Consider the following 14,944-nt stretch of genomic DNA (forward strand, 5'->3'; position numbering starts at 1 on the left):
GTCCGCTTCATCCCCAGCCTCCATCCGCTGGCGATAAAACCGGACAACTCACGTGCTACCTAATCCGGACAACTCATGTGCTTACGACACCTCTGTCGACTTCCTCTTGGCAATGAGCCGGCCGGCTTGTATAGAGCCCGCCACTCCCAATCCAACCAGACAAGGACGACCCAATGGCGCTCGAACGCACCTTTTCCATGATCAAGCCGGACGCAACGCGGCGCAATCTCACCGGCGCCATCACCAAGATGCTGGAAGATGCCGGTCTGCGCGTCATCGCTTCGCGCCGCGTTTGGATGAGCCGCCGTGAGGCGGAAGGTTTTTACGCCGTCCACAAGGATCGTCCGTTCTTCGGCGAGCTGGTGGAATTCATGTCGTCGGCGCCGACGATCGTGCAGGTGCTGGAAGGCGAGAACGCCATTGCCAGGAACCGTGAGGTGATGGGCGCCACCAACCCGGCCAACGCCGCCGAAGGCACCATCCGCAAGGTGCATGCGCTGTCGATCGGCGAGAATTCGGTGCACGGTTCAGACGCGCCGGAAACCGCCGCGCAGGAGATCAAGTACTGGTTCTCCGACACCGAGATCGTCGGCTGAGCCGACCCTGGCATTGTGACCGAAAAAGGCCGGCGGATTGCCGGCCTTTTTCATTGAAACGGATCGATCCGGCACTGCCGTTGAACCCTTGCCCGCGCTAAAGTCGGTCAGGCACAGGGAGCCGGCGAAGCATGACCAGCACCATTCCCGGCTTCTTCCAGGGCACCGAGATGCCATCGAGCGGCTGGTGGGAGGTGCTGTGGCCCGACCCCGGTGCCGTGCTTTCGTCAACGGGACTGAAGCCGGGCATGGAGGTGGCCGACCTCTGCTGTGGCGACGGCTGGTTTACGTTGCCCATCGCCAGGGTCGCCCGCCATGTCGTCGGCATCGATATCGATACCGACCTGCTCGACGTCACCCGTCGCCGGCTCAATGAAAACGGCACGAGGAATTTCGATCTCGTAGCGGGCGATGCCTATGAACTCGCGAGCCTGATATCCCGCCCCGTCGATTTCATCTTCATGGCAAACGCCTTCCACGGCGTGCCGGACCGGCCACGGCTGGCGCGAGCCGTTAGCGAAGCGCTCGTCCCTGCCGGACGCTTTGTTGTCGTCAACTGGCATCAGCAGCCGCGTGAACAAACCACGGTGCTCGGCGAGCCCCGCGGACCGAAGACCGAATTGAGGATATCGCCGGAACAGACCATTACGGCCGTCGAGGCGGCCGGCCTCAAATTCATCGAGCTGGTCGAGGTGCCGCCCTACCACTATGGCGCCGTGTTCGAAAAAATGGGCGGCTGACCTCCGCCGACAGGGTTTCACGGCATCAGCTCGCGGCGCTGAAACGCAGGATCTCGCGGCCGTTCCCGTCGGCGATGGTCAACTTGCCGGCATCGACTTTATACGAAGCCGCCTTTGCCAGAGCCTCGAACAGCGCTTTTTCCTCCGCCATCACCTCGGGCGCGCAGGCCTTGTAGGTCGAGCCGATGTCGCTGATCGCGATCTTCTGGCCATCGAGGTTGGCGGTGGCAAAATAGCTGTTGCAGGGACCGTTGCCGTCGGCCTTGCCTGCTTCACTCACCCGGAATGTCGCTTGCGATGCGGTGATGGCTACGCCGTCGACATAATCGAGAAGCCAAAGCTGATCGAGAACGGAAGCAGTGGGCTCGGGACTTGGCGTCACCATCTTGAGCATGATTGTTTGCGGCGCATCGGTCAGCGGATCGACTTGATGGCGCTCATCCGAGATGAACAGGAGCCTGTCGCCGACGGTGATGCGGGCCTGCAACGCATAGGTCATCCGCCGCTGGATCCGGGACGGATCGAATTTGACCGCAAAGCTGATCGGCACCTGGCCTGCCGGCGTCAGCTTCTGTTCGCCGACGATTTTGGCGGGCGCGTCGGCCAACGAGACATCGGCAAGCTGGACCGAGAGCACGGCATTGGGCGGCAAAGCGATGCGCTCGCGGTAGGTCACCTCGCCTTTCAGGGCTTTTTCGGCGGCCACGGAGAGTTCCGGCACGGCCAGTATACCGACGACCAGAGGCACGAAACCGAAGACGAAGAACTCCGCTATCCTGTCCAGCACGACCATCTCCCTTCCCCGGGCTGGCCACAGCCCAGGCTGACCAACAACGAATTGGCCAAAGGATTGCGGTCAATGCGTGGCTGATGCAAAATTATTCGGACGGTGGCCTTTTCCAGCGCCCTGCCGCCTGCTCGTCTTTCTCCTTGGCCTCGACCCAGCCGCCCTCGGAGCCGTCGGCATGATGCTCCTTTTTCCAGAAGGGAGCCTGCGACTTCAGATAATCCATGAGGAAATTCGCCGCCTCGAACGCGGCTTGCCGATGCACGGAGGCCGCCACCACCAGCACGATGTTCTCGCCTGGCCGGATCTTGCCATGACGGTGGATGGCGGTGATGCCCTGCAGCGGCCAGCGCTGAACCGCTTCGGCCGCGATGCGGGCGATTTCGGCCTCTGCCATACCCGGATAATGCTCGAGCTCAAGGGCCGAGAGCGTCCCCTGCTCGTCACGGCACAGGCCCGAGAAGGTGACCACAGCGCCGATGTCGGCGCGGCCTTGCGTCAGTCTGGCGATTTCGGCGGCGACGTCAAAATCCTGCGCCTCGACGCGCACGACAGGTACGACCGCGCCGGCCATCTCAGCCCCCGGTCATCGGCGGAAACAGCGCGATCTCGCGCGCGCCAGATATCTTTTCGCCGTGCTCGACATGTTCCTGGTTGATAGCGACGCGGATCACGTCGGGATATTGCAGCGCATGCTCGTATTCCTCGCCGCGCGACTTCAGCCAGCGCAAGAGGTCCGCGACCGTCTCGACGCCATGCGGCAAGTCCACGTCTTCGTCCGGCTTGCCGATTCGCTCCCGCACCCAGGCGAAGTAGATGAGCTTCGTCATCCTATTCGTCCATGATGTGCTTGAGGCCGGCACGGAAATAGTCATAGCCGGTGTAAAGCGTAACCAGGGCGGCGATCCACAACAGCACCAGGCCGGTCTGTGTGGTCAGCGGAAAAATCTTGTCGCCGGCCGGACCGGCGAGCAGGAAGGCGATGGCGACCATCTGGATCGTGGTCTTCCATTTGGCAAGCTGCGTCACCGGCACGGAGACCTTGAGCGCCGCCAGATATTCGCGCAGGCCCGAAACCAGGATTTCGCGGCACAGGATGATGATCGCCGCCCACAGCGACCAGCCGGCAATGCCGGCATGGCGGTCGGTGTCAGCGGCAAGCAGCAGCAGGCATGTCGCGACCAGCAGCTTGTCGGCAATGGGGTCGAGCATCTTGCCGATGTTCGAGGTCTGCTTCCAGGCGCGGGCGAAATAGCCGTCGAAATAGTCGGTGATGGACGCCAGCAGGAAAATGATCAGCGCCGACCAGCGGGCGAAGTCGCTCGACTTCAGATGCCCCTCGAGGAAGAAGCACAGCACCACCAGCGGCACCGCGATAATGCGGGCGTAGGTGAGGATGTTCGGGAGGTTAAACGCGCGCTGAGCCATATCCGGGGGAACTCTTTCTGCCTGCGTACTCAAATCAGAAGCTGATGTAGGGGGTCAACAGGCCAAAATCGATTGGCCAGCAAAAATAGGCCAATCTTGTCATCTCGCGGGCTACGCCGCGCCGCTCCTTGCTTCGCCCGGGAGCCGACGGTCGCTTTCGGGCGACATGCATCAGTTCTCGTGAAAATGGTTGTAAACCAGTCTGGCCACCTGCTCGGAAATGCCGTCGACCTTTACCAGGTCCTCGATTGCCGCGCGACCGACCGCCTTGGCGGTGCCGAAATGCATCAGCAGCGCCCGTTTGCGGCTGGGGCCGATGCCGCCGATCTCGTCGAGCGGGCTCTTGACCATCTCCTTCTTGCGGCGGGCCCGGTGCGAGCCGATGGCGAAACGGTGAACCTCGTCGCGTAGGCGCTGGACAAAATAGAGCACCGGGTCGCGTACCGGCAGCGAAAACGAGTCCCTGCCCTTGACGAAGAAGCGCTCGCGGCCCGCGTCGCGGTCCTGGCCCTTGGCGATGCCGATGGCCACGACCCGGTCCTCGATGCCGAGATCGGCGAGGATCTTGCGCACGGCGCTCATCTGGCCCTGGCCGCCATCGATCAGGATGACGTCGGGCCAGGCAGGGAAGCCGCCCGACATGTCGCCCTCATCGCTGTCCGCCTCGCCTGCCGCGGCATCATTGGGTGTCACATCGCCATGCTCCTTGAGCAATCGTGAAAACCGCCGCTCCATCACTTCGCGCATCATGCCGAAATCGTCGCCGGGCGTGATCTCGGTCGAGCGGATATTGAATTTCCGGTACTGGTTCTTCACAAAACCTTCCGGCCCGGCGACGACCATGGCGCCGACGGCGTTGGTGCCCATGATGTGCGAATTGTCGTAGACCTCGATGCGCACCGGCGGCTTTTCGAGCCCGAAGGTCTCGGCGAAGCCGGCGAGCAACCTGGCCTGCGTCGAGGTTTCGGCCAGCCGACGGCCGAGCGCCTCGCGGGCATTTTGCAACGCGTTGTCGGTCAGGTCCTTCTTCTCGCCGCGCTGCGGCACCGAGATCAACACCTTGCGGCCGGCGCGGGTCGAGAGCGCCTCGGCCAACAGTTCCTGGTCCTCCACGGCGTGCGACAGCAGAACGGCGCGCGGCGTCGGCTTGTCGTCATAGAACTGCGCCAGGAACGAGCCCAGCACCTCGGCCCCTTCCAGCGCCGGATCGGCCTTCGGAAAATAGGCGCGGTTGCCCCAGTTCTGGCCGGTGCGGAAGAAGAACACCTGGATGCAGACCTGGCCGCCCTCCTGATGGATTGCGAAGACATCGGCCTCGTCGACGGTCTGCGGATTGATGCCCTGGTGGCTCTGCACGTGCGAGAGTGCCGCCAGCCGGTCTCGATAGATGGCGGCGCGCTCGAAATCGAGGTCTTGCGAGGCCTGCTGCATGGCGGCCGAAATCTCGGTCTTCACCTTCTGGCTGCGGCCGGAAAGAAAATCCTTCGCCTCGGCAACCAGCTCGGCATAGTCGCTATGCGAAATCTCGCCGGTGCACGGACCGGCGCAGCGCTTGATCTGATAGAGCAGGCAAGGCCGCGTGCGGTTCTCGTAGAAGGAGTTGGTGCAACTCCTCAGGAGGAAGGCGCGCTGCAAGGAATTGATGGTGCGGCCGACCGCGCCCGCGGAAGCGAAGGGGCCGAAATAATCACCTTTGCGCGAACGCGCGCCGCGATGCTTGTAGATGCCGGGCGAGACATGGTCGCCCGTCAAGAGAATGTAGGGAAACGACTTGTCGTCGCGCATCAGCACGTTGAAACGTGGCCGCAGCCGCTTGATGAGGTTGGCCTCCAACAGCAGCGCCTCGATCTCGGTGCGGGTGACGACGAACTCCATCGTCGCGGTCTCGCGCACCATGCGGCCGATGCGGTTGGTGTGGAAGCGGCCTTGCGCGTAATTGGTGACGCGCTTCTTCAGGCTGCGGGCCTTGCCGACATAGAGCACGTCGCCATTGGCATTCATCATGCGGTAGACGCCCGGCGCATTGGGCAGCCGCTTGACCAGCGTCTGGATCACTTCGGCGCCGACCATGCCGTCGGCATCGCCGGCATGCGGCGTCCAGTCGATGGCGGTGAAGGCGACGTCCGGGCCGGCCGGTTCGACGGTCTCCTCCGCCGCCTCGTCCTCGAGGTCGATTTCGGGTGGCAGATCGTCGGCGCCGCCACGCATCTTGTGTTTCTGCTCTGCGGGACTCATTCCGTCATGCCTGTCACATCAGGTGTGCGCCATGCAAGATGCTGGCCGCCATCAAGCGCGATCATCTGCCCGGTAACCGAGCGGGCTTCCCAGAGATAGCGGATTGTGGCGCCGAATTCCGGCAATTGCGGGCCGCGTTTCAAAATGAGACCGGCGAGTTGCGCGGCAAAGTCGCTGTCGTCCTGGTGCGCGTTCTTCAAGGTCGGGCCGGGACCGATGGCGTTGACGCGGATGCGCGGGCCGAGCGCCTGCGCCATCATCTGGGTTGCCGTCCACAAGGCGGACTTCGACAGCGCATAGGAGAAGTAGCGCGGCGTCGGCCGCCAGACACGCTGGTCGATCATGTTGACGATCAGCCCCTCTCGCCTGTCCGGCAGGGCCCGGGCAAAGTTCTGCGCCAACAGCGCCGGGGTCTTCACATGAATAGCGAAGTGGCGGTCCCAGGCCTCCCAGTCGAAGTCAAGAACCGAATCGTCCTCGAACAGCGAAGCGTTGTTGACCAGCAGCGAGATCGGCCCGAGCGCGGCTTCGGCGCGGCCGACCAGGTCGCCGACCTCGGCCATGTCGGTCAGATCGGCGGCGACCACGGCGGCGTGGCCGCCGGCGCGGTTGATCCGCTGGGCAAGCGCATCCGCGTCGTCGCGCGAGCGGTTGCAGTGAATGGCGACGGCAAAACCGTGGGCGGCGAGATCCTCGACAATCGCGCTACCGATCCGTTTTGCCCCGCCCGTCACCAGCGCCGCGGTGGCTTTGCTCATCTGTTGTCAATCCTCGGTTTCGGCGCGAAGGAGGGCGCCGGCAAATTATGGCCCGCCACCCGTCAAATGGCGTTCGCAGCTGCGGCAACATTGTGGCGAAACGGCCGGTTCGGCATCTCGAGCCGGCCGGCAATGAGCCGGCCTCAACACAATATAGGAGGCTGGACTCCTTGCACCAAGCCACCTGCGGTGCAGCACGGCCAATCTGCTGACATTTCGCTGTTGCGAAGATGCAACGCCAAATTTCTGCCTCATTCGCGCCGGGGAATGACCCAAGTTCAGGTTCGCTTCAGCCGTATTTCGACACGACATTTGGAACCGACGAACGCCAGATCCGTTTCACCCCCCGGACGGGTTGATGGGCGATCGTAAGAACAAGCCTGTGTCCTGTGGCTTAAGGAGTAAACAACAATGCAAGCCAATCTCAAATTCGCACGGCCGCTGGCCGTAGCGCTCGGGCTCTTCGCCCTCGGTGGAACTGCCTATGCCGCCGATGTGGTCCAGGAAGAGCCGCCGGCGCCTGCCCCGGTCGCCGAACTGCCCGTCGCGTCCTGGGCCGGCCCCTATGCCGGTCTTAATCTTGGCTATGGCTTCAGCGGCCGTACCAAGGAAAAGGATTTCGACGTTGAAACCGATACCAAGGGCTTCATCGGCAGCGTCTTCGGCGGCTATCAGTGGCAGCAGGAGAACTTCGTCTACGGCGGTGAAGCCGAACTCGGCTACAACGGCGTCAAGGGCGACGATAATGGCATCGATTCCAAGGCCGGCTTCGAAGGCTCGCTGCGTGCCCGTCTCGGCTACGCTGTGACCCCGGAAATCCTGCTGTACGGCACCGGTGGTCTCGCCGGCAGGAGCCTGAAGGTGGAGGACAGCGTCCTCGGCGCCAGCGACCGCGCCACCATGATCGGCTGGACCGCCGGTCTTGGTACCGACATCAAGCTGACCGACAATGTGTTCGGCCGCGTCGAATACCGCTACACCGACTTCGGCAGCAAGGACTTCGATGGCATCGGCAAGGTCAAGGCCACCGACAACCGCGTCACCTTCGGCGTCGGTATGAAGTTCTAAGTCGTTCAAGCCACGACACGAAGAAGCCGGGCCTCGCGCCCGGCTTTTTTATTGTCGGCCGCTCACGCGGGAACGCAGGGTTTCAGGTCCGGGAATTTCTCATCGAAGCGCGCGGCCCAGCGGACCAGCCGGTTGCGGCCTTTTTCCCATTTCCCGGCGAAACGCAGCGCCAGGTAGCCAAGGCAGGCGCGCAGCGCCATCTGGCCGGCGGTGATCTTCTTCGGCAGTTTCGGCGGATTGGCGTTGAGTAGATCGAGCGCGGCGGTGATCTTCGCCCACTGGCGATCGAGCCAGGGCTGGTAGACCATCTCCTCGGGCCGCGTGCGGCGCTCATAAACCATCGACAGCGCACAGTCGCAGATGCCGTCCGCCAACGCTTCCAGCACTTCCGCTTCCAGCCGCTTGTCGGGATTGCGCGGAAACAGCGCGCTCTTCGACATCCGGTTGAGCTGCTGGGTGATGGCTCGGCTGTCGTGGATCGAGCGGCCGTCGTCGAGCACCAGCACGGGGATCTTGCCCAGCGGATTGGCGCCGATCAGTTCCGCCGGCTTGTCTTCGGTTTTGACAGGCGCCAGGTCGACCGCGATGCCGGCATAAAGGGCCGCCATTCGTACCTTGGAACTATAGGGGGACGTGGAGGCGTAAAGCAGCTTCGGCATGATCGGGTTCCTGTTGGCAGCCCGTCACTGTTGACCGGGCGCCCTCCCCCGCGCAACAGCCAGAAGCGGAAAAACCAGCCGCCAGCAGCCGGCGACCACTCCTGCATGCCCTGGTCTCTTGTACGCCTTGATCAGGATGCGCCACATGTGATGACGGCAACACTCCGACAGGCCGGACAAGACCAACGATCGTTCCGCCGCCGCACGATAGCGCGCAACAAAAAGCCCACCGGACTTCGCCCTGCGGCGAAGTCCTGGGAGCTGCGAAAGATATCTGACGTCCGCCCCTCTCGTTGCGCCCCAATGCCAGAGCAGAGGGCGCGAGGCCTCAACGGCACCTGCCCTCATTTCTGCCGACACGGTCCCCGGCGCGAAGAAACGTGACTACTTCTTCGCGGCCTTCACTGGCGCTGCTTTCTTGGCGGCTGGCGCCGCCTTCTTCACCGGTGCCGAAGACTTCGCCGCGGCAGCCTTGGCCGGAGCCTTGGCAGGGGCTGCCTTCTTGGCAGCGGGCTTGGTCGCGGCCTTGGCAGCCGGCTTCCTGGCCGGAGCGGCTTTCTTTGCCGGAGCGGCCTTCTTGGCCGGTGCAGCCTTCTTTGCGGATGCGGCGCTGGCCTTGGCGGGCGCTGCCTTCTTCGCCGCCGGTTTCGCGGCAGCCTTGGCTGCCGGCTTCTTGGCCGGTGCCGCCTTTGCCTTCGGCGCTGCCGCCTTCGGCTTGGCAGCGGGTGCTGCTTTCTTGACCGCGGTCGCGGCTTTCGCCGCCGCCGCTTTTACAGGTGCTTTCTTTGCCGGTGCCTTGGATGCCGGCGCTTTTGATGACTGCTTAGCCATGCGATGCCCCTTGCGTTATGCCGACGACCGTTAATGGCCCGGCGTGTCATGCTTATCTGACTCGCGCCTCGCTAGCCAGCGAAGCAATGATATGATTTTCTCAGCTTAAATTTTCGTTGCGATCGACACATGATCACACTCATCATCGCAAAAATATGGCGTTATCTTCCGATATCGCCAGCAATTTGGCATCGACATTCTCGATGCGCTGCGTGGGCGCGCCTGCCATGAAGCTGCAAAGATCAGGAAGCAGCTTCGCGCATTGATCTTCGGCTGCGAATATCATGAGCTGCGGCTTATAGAGAATGATCATCTTTTGCAGGCGACCGGTCCCTTCGGATTACAAGTGCAATGCGATGCGCCGATCTGGCGATCACCTTGTCAAGCCTGGCTTCATCACTGAATTGACAGATTACTCTGCATGCCAGAGTATTCTGACAAGTGTGTTCGATGTCTTTCACAAAGGCGAATGGTTAGTACTGCCCGAGCTGCAGAGCCGTAGGGTGACAGCTCAAGGTCCGCAGCGTTGGAGCCAATTGATGAGTGCCGACGACATCATCCATCAGAGTACGCGTCTCAGGATCATGGCCGCCCTGAACACGCTGGAAAGACGCGAGGCGCTGGAGTTCACGCAACTGAAAGCCATGATCGAAACCACCGACGGAAATCTCGGCGCGCATCTCGATACGCTGGCCAAAGCGGGCTACGTCGATGTTGAAAAGCTTTTCGTCGGGCGGCGGCCGCGGACACGGATCAAAGCAACGACGATCGGTCGCCGCGCTTTTCGCGGTCACGTTGCCTTTCTTCGAAAGATCATCGGTGAAGCCGAGGCGACGCGAGGCAGGAAATAGCACTGCGATTGGCAAACATTGTCGGCGCGTGCCGCGCGGCACATATTTTCGTCAGGGCCGATACCCCGAGTCGCAGAAAAGGGCCGCGGCTTGAGCCGCAGGCTCTAACGAAATCGAGACTGGAAACCGCCCGCTAGCGCAGGATGCGGCAGCGGCCGTTGTAGACCATCCAGCGGTCGAAGCCCGAGACGCAGAATTCGACATTGTCGCCGATCGAGGCAAAGCCCTGGCCTTCCTCGATCAGGTACCAGATGGCGCGGTCGCGGCCATCTGACAGGGCGACCGTGGCGCCGCAATAGCGCCGGCCGATCGGCCATTCCTCGCTGGCCGGCAAGTAGCGGTGCTGGTGGATGCGGTGGAAATCGGTGATCGCGACATCCGGCAGGTGCGGGACGTGCCGCACCTGATAGGAGAAGCGGCTGGTGATCTTGTTCAGCACCCAGGCTTCGCCGCAAATGCCGCTGTCCTCGTCAGAATAGACGGCAAGATCGGCGGCTTGCGCCGCCTGGGTGAAGCCAAGCGATGTGCCAAATGGCGTGCAGAGCGAGATCAGGGCGGCAAGGGCGGAGCGGGCGAAGCGAGTCATGGCAGCCTCTCAAGGTCGATTGCGTGCACTGTGCGGGATTCGCCGGGCGGCGGTCAAGCGATTGCATTGACAATGGTTTCCAGGGCGTGGCCGCCGGCTTTGGCCGCCGGCCATCAGCCGGGGCGCGCCGCCAGCAGCAGCCCGCCGATAACGGCGATGTTGACCAGGAAGGCGGACCTCAGCGCCTGTCTTTGCGGCCCGTGATGGCGCCAGAAGGGCAGGACGAGCAGGTTCGCCGCCACCGTGAACAGGATGAGCGCGCCGGCGGCATAGGGCACCGCGGCGCCGATGGCGAGGCAGAAGCCGGCCACCAATTCCAGCAGAGCGGAGCCGGGCCGGCCGCAGACCCGCTTTAACTGTTTGTCTTGGCGCATTTGTAAGGACGCCGCTCGCAGCCTGCATCCCGCTGCTACTCCCCTGCCAGCCAGTTCAGCGTCCAGTGGGCCGGCTTTTCCAAGACCAGCAATTTGTGCAGGGCCGGCAGGAGAATGCGCAATTCACCTTCCAGCGTGAAAGGCGGGTTGGCCACGACCAGGCCGCTGCCGTCGAGGTTGGGCTCTTGCGACGCGGGCCGGATTTCGAATTCGATGTCGAGCAATTTCGGAACGCCGGTTTCCTTCAGTGCCTTGCGGAAGCCAATCACCGCCTTGCGGTCCTTGATCGGATACCACAGCGCATAGATGCCGCCCGGCCAGCGCTTGTGCGCCTTCGCCAGCCCGTCGACGAGGCGGCCGAACTCGCCCTCTTCCTCGAATGGCGGATCGATCAGCACCAGTCCGCGCTTTTCCTTCGGCGGCAGGTGTGCGCCGAGCGCCAGCCAGCCGTCGAGCTCGATCACCCTTGTCTGGAAATCGCCGGCGAATTCCGTCTTCAGCTTCGCGACATCCTTCGGGTGCAGCTCGATCGCCGATAGCCGGTCCTGCTTACGCAGAAGGTGCCGCGCGACCAGCGGCGAGCCCGGATATTTTTTCAATGGACCGTCTGCGTTGCACGCACGCACCGCGTCGAGATAGGGAGCGAGCAGCATTGCGGCCTGGGCTTCGGGCGCGGCATCGACCAGCCGGCCGATGCCGCCTTGCCATTCGCCGGTCTTCTGCGCCTCGGGCGAGGACAGATCGTAGCGGCCGATGCCTGCATGAGTGTCGATGACGCGGAACGCCTTGTCCTTCTGCTTCAGATATTCAAGCAGCCGCGTCAGCACGACGTGCTTGAGGACGTCGGCAAAATTTCCGGCGTGATAGGCGTGGCGATAGTTCATGTGGAACCCCTGCCCCAACGTGGCGGCGGTGGCTGTGAATTCGGATTTTGCGGCCGGCCGCCGGCAGAACGCAAGGACAGCAGGAAGCCGATCAAGCCGATCGCCATCAGCGCGAAGCCAACCGGTCGCGCACGGCTGTCGGTCTCGCCCACACCGGAGCGCAAGACAAGATCGACCGCGCGTATCGGGATGTCGTCGGCGTCGCCGGGACCGACGGTGAAGACATAGGGGCCGGGGCCGACGGTCCGGATCACGCCAGCCTCATCGCGGAAGATCTTGTCGGGCAGTTGCGGGCTCGCCTGACGCGGATTGTCGGAATGATTGAACTGAAGCGTCGAGGCAAGCACCGTGCGGCCGCCGGAGGCGGCTGTCAGCGTCAGCACCGTGCGCTGCTGCGAAACGATGCGCTCGGCCCTCGCGGTCAAGTCGACCAGCACCCTGACCGGCGCATCGCGCGCGGCAAGCGGCACTGTGACCTGCCTGAAGCGGCCACCCTCATAGACCCGCCAGTTGCCGATCTGGTGACCGGAGAAATTGGTCATCGCCCATGGATAGATGGCGCCGACGCCGATGCCGGCGAGCAGGATCAACAGGAACAGAAAGCGCATTCAGGGAATCACCTTGTAATCGGACGTTGCCGGACAATTAGCCTGCATTGGCGCTGTCGCGCAGGCGCTCCATTTCGTCCAATAGCATGTCGAGGCCGAGTTCGAATGTCTTGTCGAAACCGCCGGTGCCGAAATAGGTCCCGGCCGCCATGACACTGGGGAAATCCTTCGCCAGTTGCTCGTCGTCGACGGTGGTCACCGCCGACGGGCCCTTGGCGTAGCCCGCTGTCTCGTCGAGGATCGCGCCCATGAGATAATAGCTGGCGGTGCGAAACAGCCTGGCGCTGAGTTCCGGGCCGAAACCGCCAGCCTCGAACAGGCCGATGACGCCGTTCAGCATCGCAAGGCAAGGCGGCGAATTCATCCGGTAGACGACAAGGAATGGCGCAAAGGCCGGATGCTCACTCGCAACACGGCGAAACTCATGCATGACCATCCGAATCCTGTCGCGCCACGGCATGCTGTCGTCGGGGATAACCATCCCGCTGACCTGGCGATCGACCAGCGCTTCATAGAGGTGCGCTTGCGAGGGGAAGTGATGATAAATGCTCATCGCCTCGCAGCCGAGCACGGCGGCGAGCTTGCGCATCGAAAAACCGGAAAGGCCCTCCTTCTCGATCACCTCGAAAGCGGCATCCTCGATCATCTCGCGGGATAGCCGTCCGCGTGCTCGCTTTTTTTTGATCGATGAGTCCATGGCCGCGCTTGACAACTTACAGCGTAAGGTTCATTTTTCGCTTCACCTTACACAGTAAGGCTAACAAAGACCAGAGGAGGAAAACATGTCACACCATCGCATTGCCAAATCCGTGCATTCGTCCCTCCATCGTGCGTTGGCTCTAACCGCCGTGGCCTGCGTCCTCGCCGCGGCCCCTGCCTATGCCGACGACTACGATGCAACCATAAAGGACATCCAGTCGACCATGGGCGGCGTGCCGAGCTTTGTGAAGCAACTTCCCAAAGCCGGTCTGCCCGGCGCCTGGGCCGAGGTCAAGGCCATCGAACTCAGCGACAAGACGGCGCTGCCGCCAAAGGTAAAGTCATTGATCTCGCTGGCAGTGGCGGCGCAGATCCCGTGCAACTACTGCATCTGGTCGGACACGCAAAACGCCAAGCGCGCCGGCGCTACCGATGAGGAAATCCAGGAGGCGGTGGCGATGGCGGCGCTGACCCGCCATTGGAGCACCATCTTCAATGGCATGCAGGTCGATTTCGACACGTTCAAGAAGGAAATGGGCGGGCAGTGAAACGACACCCGCGGTGGTCCGCGCCTGCGGGCCACCGCAGAACTGCCCTCATCCGACAGCCATCATCTTCGCCTTCGATTGTCATCCAGCGGGAAATGCCGCATTGAAAGTGCAATCGCAAAGCATGGACGAGGCCGCAAATGGCGCCGGTCAAGGTCGAGCCCGACAAGGTGCACGAATTCGAGGACGCCGAGAGCTTTTATACCTGGCTCGGCGAACATCATGACAGGGAAACCGAGGTCTGGATCAAAATCCACAAGACTGGCTCGGGACTGAAGTCGATCTCGGCAAAGGAAGCGATCGAGGTCGTGCTGTGCTGGGGCTGGATCGACGCGGTGCGCAAGGGGCTCGACGACAAGAGCTTCCTGCAGCGTTACACGCCGAGGACGAAGAAAAGCATCTGGAGCCAGATCAACATCGACAATGTCGCCCGGCTGATCGACGACGGCCGGATGACGCGGCATGGGCTCGCCGAGGTCGAAGCCGCCAAGGCCGATGGCCGCTGGGCGCGTGCCTATGCCAGCGGCAAGGACATGAAAATTCCCGATGACCTGCAGGCCGCGATCGATGCCGAGCCAGAGGCTCGGCAAATGCTCGAAAAACTCAGCGCGCAGAACCGCTTCGCGCTCGCCTTCCGTATCCACAACATGAAGACCGAAGCCGGGCGCAGGAAGAAGATCGAGAGTTTTGTCGAGATGCTCAAGCGCGGGGAGACGATCCATCCGCAAGTGAAGAAGTAAGGCTGCTCATGTGACGAGCGACAGGTTTCTTCCGGCTCGATGATCGCGATCCACATTATCAACAAGGCAGTGATCAGCCGCCGCTGACGTCCCTCAGGCCTTGCGTTCCCAGCGGCGGTCGGGCGTCTGCTGCCAATACGTCACCGCGTGGCCGGCGTCTTTCATCGTCTTCCAGTGCCCGCGGGCGGCCTCGACCTGGGCCGCATCGTGGCCGTCGAACAGGAACACGGCGCGCTCGTAGCCGCCAAGGTCCGGCGGCGCAGCGCCGTCCACCAGGAAGCGTATCTGCGCCGCGTTCGGGTTGCCTTCGCCGGTGGTCAAAAGGATCGGCTGTTCAGCGGGATGGGCTTCGCGATCAGTGGCGTGCGCGAGGAAAGAATCGTCACGGAACGTCCACAGATGCTGGTCGAGCGCGTCGCGCCGCTCCTCGGTGCCTGTCTGCACCACGGCGCGCCAGCCGCGATCGACGCTGCGCTCAAGGAGGCCGGGCAGCGCATCCTCCAGCGTCGATTCGGTCAGGTGATAAAACAGCACGTCGGCCATGGGTCCCGA

Annotated in this window: 21 protein-coding genes; 6 read left to right on the forward strand and 15 right to left on the reverse strand. The window is 62.8% G+C overall.

Annotated features, from left to right (window positions below; translation table 11 throughout):
* Positions 1–173: 173 nt before the first annotated feature.
* Both ndk and FJ443_RS25245 read left to right on the forward strand, forming a co-directional pair.
* On the forward strand, positions 174–596 hold the full coding sequence (gene ndk / locus FJ443_RS25240; RefSeq protein ID WP_010915217.1) for a nucleoside-diphosphate kinase: 423 nt from the start codon (positions 174–176) through the stop codon (positions 594–596).
* A 131-nt stretch (positions 597–727) separates the two neighbouring features.
* Positions 728–1,336: a class I SAM-dependent methyltransferase gene (locus FJ443_RS25245; RefSeq protein WP_140517867.1), complete on the forward strand. Its 609-nt coding sequence runs from the start codon at positions 728–730 to the stop codon at positions 1,334–1,336.
* Between the two features lie 25 nt (positions 1,337–1,361).
* On the opposite strand, the gene FJ443_RS25250 is transcribed toward FJ443_RS25245, so the two are convergent.
* The 6 genes from FJ443_RS25250 to FJ443_RS25275 all read right to left on the reverse strand — a co-directional run bounded on the left by FJ443_RS25250 (position 1,362) and on the right by FJ443_RS25275 (position 6,544).
* The gene (locus FJ443_RS25250; RefSeq protein WP_140494392.1) at positions 1,362–2,123 is read right to left on the reverse strand and encodes a YbaY family lipoprotein; all 762 of its coding nucleotides are present in this window, start codon (positions 2,121–2,123) and stop codon (positions 1,362–1,364) included.
* 91 nt (positions 2,124–2,214) lie between these two features.
* Positions 2,215–2,697 (reverse strand): molybdenum cofactor biosynthesis protein MoaE, encoded by a 483-nt coding sequence (locus tag FJ443_RS25255; protein ID WP_140517865.1) that lies wholly within the window; start codon positions 2,695–2,697, stop codon positions 2,215–2,217.
* Position 2,698: 1 nt separating this feature from the next.
* On the reverse strand, positions 2,699–2,953 hold the full coding sequence (gene moaD, locus FJ443_RS25260) for a molybdopterin converting factor subunit 1 (RefSeq protein ID WP_140517864.1): 255 nt from the start codon (positions 2,951–2,953) through the stop codon (positions 2,699–2,701).
* Between the two features lies 1 nt (position 2,954).
* Complete coding sequence (pgsA, locus tag FJ443_RS25265) at positions 2,955–3,551, reverse strand: CDP-diacylglycerol--glycerol-3-phosphate 3-phosphatidyltransferase (protein ID WP_140494400.1); 597 nt, start codon at positions 3,549–3,551, stop codon at positions 2,955–2,957.
* A 171-nt stretch (positions 3,552–3,722) separates the two neighbouring features.
* Positions 3,723–5,786 (reverse strand): excinuclease ABC subunit UvrC, encoded by a 2,064-nt coding sequence (uvrC, locus tag FJ443_RS25270; protein ID WP_140666182.1) that lies wholly within the window; start codon positions 5,784–5,786, stop codon positions 3,723–3,725.
* Positions 5,783–6,544, reverse strand: coding sequence for an SDR family oxidoreductase (locus FJ443_RS25275; RefSeq protein ID WP_140494404.1), 762 nt, complete (start codon positions 6,542–6,544; stop codon positions 5,783–5,785). The genes uvrC and FJ443_RS25275 overlap by 4 nt, the downstream gene beginning before the upstream one ends.
* Positions 6,545–6,955: 411 nt before the next feature.
* On the opposite strand from FJ443_RS25275, the gene FJ443_RS25280 reads away from it, so the two are divergent.
* A complete protein-coding gene (locus FJ443_RS25280) occupies positions 6,956–7,612 on the forward strand; it encodes an outer membrane protein (protein ID WP_140494406.1) in 657 nt (218 codons plus the stop codon).
* A 62-nt stretch (positions 7,613–7,674) separates the two neighbouring features.
* Here FJ443_RS25280 and FJ443_RS25285 read toward each other — a convergent pair whose 3' ends face one another.
* The 3 genes from FJ443_RS25285 to FJ443_RS31305 form a co-directional block, all read right to left on the reverse strand.
* Positions 7,675–8,271, reverse strand: coding sequence for a glutathione S-transferase family protein (locus FJ443_RS25285; RefSeq protein ID WP_140494408.1), 597 nt, complete (start codon positions 8,269–8,271; stop codon positions 7,675–7,677).
* Positions 8,272–8,655: 384 nt separating this feature from the next.
* Positions 8,656–9,102: a histone gene (locus FJ443_RS25290; protein WP_140657910.1), complete on the reverse strand. Its 447-nt coding sequence runs from the start codon at positions 9,100–9,102 to the stop codon at positions 8,656–8,658.
* A gap of 142 nt (positions 9,103–9,244) precedes the next feature.
* Positions 9,245–9,415, reverse strand: coding sequence for a hypothetical protein (locus FJ443_RS31305; protein WP_181171800.1), 171 nt, complete (start codon positions 9,413–9,415; stop codon positions 9,245–9,247).
* Between the two features lie 226 nt (positions 9,416–9,641).
* On the opposite strand from FJ443_RS31305, the gene FJ443_RS25295 reads away from it, so the two are divergent.
* Positions 9,642–9,953 carry a transcriptional regulator gene (locus tag FJ443_RS25295; protein ID WP_140584483.1) on the forward strand — a complete coding sequence of 104 codons (312 nt, stop codon included), beginning with the start codon at positions 9,642–9,644 and terminating at the stop codon, positions 9,951–9,953.
* Between the two features lie 133 nt (positions 9,954–10,086).
* On the opposite strand, the gene FJ443_RS25300 is transcribed toward FJ443_RS25295, so the two are convergent.
* From FJ443_RS25300 to FJ443_RS25320, 5 genes are all read right to left on the reverse strand, one after another.
* A complete protein-coding gene (locus FJ443_RS25300) occupies positions 10,087–10,539 on the reverse strand; it encodes a hypothetical protein (protein WP_140494414.1) in 453 nt (150 codons plus the stop codon).
* A gap of 113 nt (positions 10,540–10,652) precedes the next feature.
* Positions 10,653–10,913, reverse strand: coding sequence for a DoxX family protein (locus tag FJ443_RS25305; protein ID WP_181168496.1), 261 nt, complete (start codon positions 10,911–10,913; stop codon positions 10,653–10,655).
* 35 nt (positions 10,914–10,948) lie between these two features.
* Entirely contained in the window at positions 10,949–11,797 is an 849-nt protein-coding gene (locus FJ443_RS25310) for a 23S rRNA (adenine(2030)-N(6))-methyltransferase RlmJ (RefSeq protein ID WP_140666184.1), read from the reverse strand.
* Entirely contained in the window at positions 11,794–12,405 is a 612-nt protein-coding gene (locus tag FJ443_RS25315) for a hypothetical protein (RefSeq protein WP_140666186.1), read from the reverse strand. Before FJ443_RS25315 ends, FJ443_RS25310 begins: the two co-directional genes overlap by 4 nt.
* 37 nt (positions 12,406–12,442) lie before the next feature.
* A complete protein-coding gene (locus FJ443_RS25320) occupies positions 12,443–13,051 on the reverse strand; it encodes a TetR/AcrR family transcriptional regulator (RefSeq protein ID WP_224519188.1) in 609 nt (202 codons plus the stop codon).
* 136 nt (positions 13,052–13,187) lie between these two features.
* On the opposite strand from FJ443_RS25320, the gene FJ443_RS25325 reads away from it, so the two are divergent.
* Both FJ443_RS25325 and FJ443_RS25330 read left to right on the forward strand, forming a co-directional pair.
* Positions 13,188–13,652 carry a carboxymuconolactone decarboxylase family protein gene (locus FJ443_RS25325; RefSeq protein ID WP_140494422.1) on the forward strand — a complete coding sequence of 155 codons (465 nt, stop codon included), beginning with the start codon at positions 13,188–13,190 and terminating at the stop codon, positions 13,650–13,652.
* A gap of 140 nt (positions 13,653–13,792) precedes the next feature.
* Entirely contained in the window at positions 13,793–14,392 is a 600-nt protein-coding gene (locus tag FJ443_RS25330; protein ID WP_140666188.1) for a YdeI/OmpD-associated family protein, read from the forward strand.
* Between the two features lie 93 nt (positions 14,393–14,485).
* On the opposite strand, the gene FJ443_RS25335 is transcribed toward FJ443_RS25330, so the two are convergent.
* Positions 14,486–14,935 carry a DNA polymerase III subunit chi gene (locus tag FJ443_RS25335; protein ID WP_140494426.1) on the reverse strand — a complete coding sequence of 150 codons (450 nt, stop codon included), beginning with the start codon at positions 14,933–14,935 and terminating at the stop codon, positions 14,486–14,488.
* Positions 14,936–14,944: the final 9 nt, after the last annotated feature.

This window comes from Mesorhizobium sp. B2-6-1 (assembly GCF_006440475.1).
Taxonomy (GTDB): domain Bacteria; phylum Pseudomonadota; class Alphaproteobacteria; order Rhizobiales; family Rhizobiaceae; genus Mesorhizobium.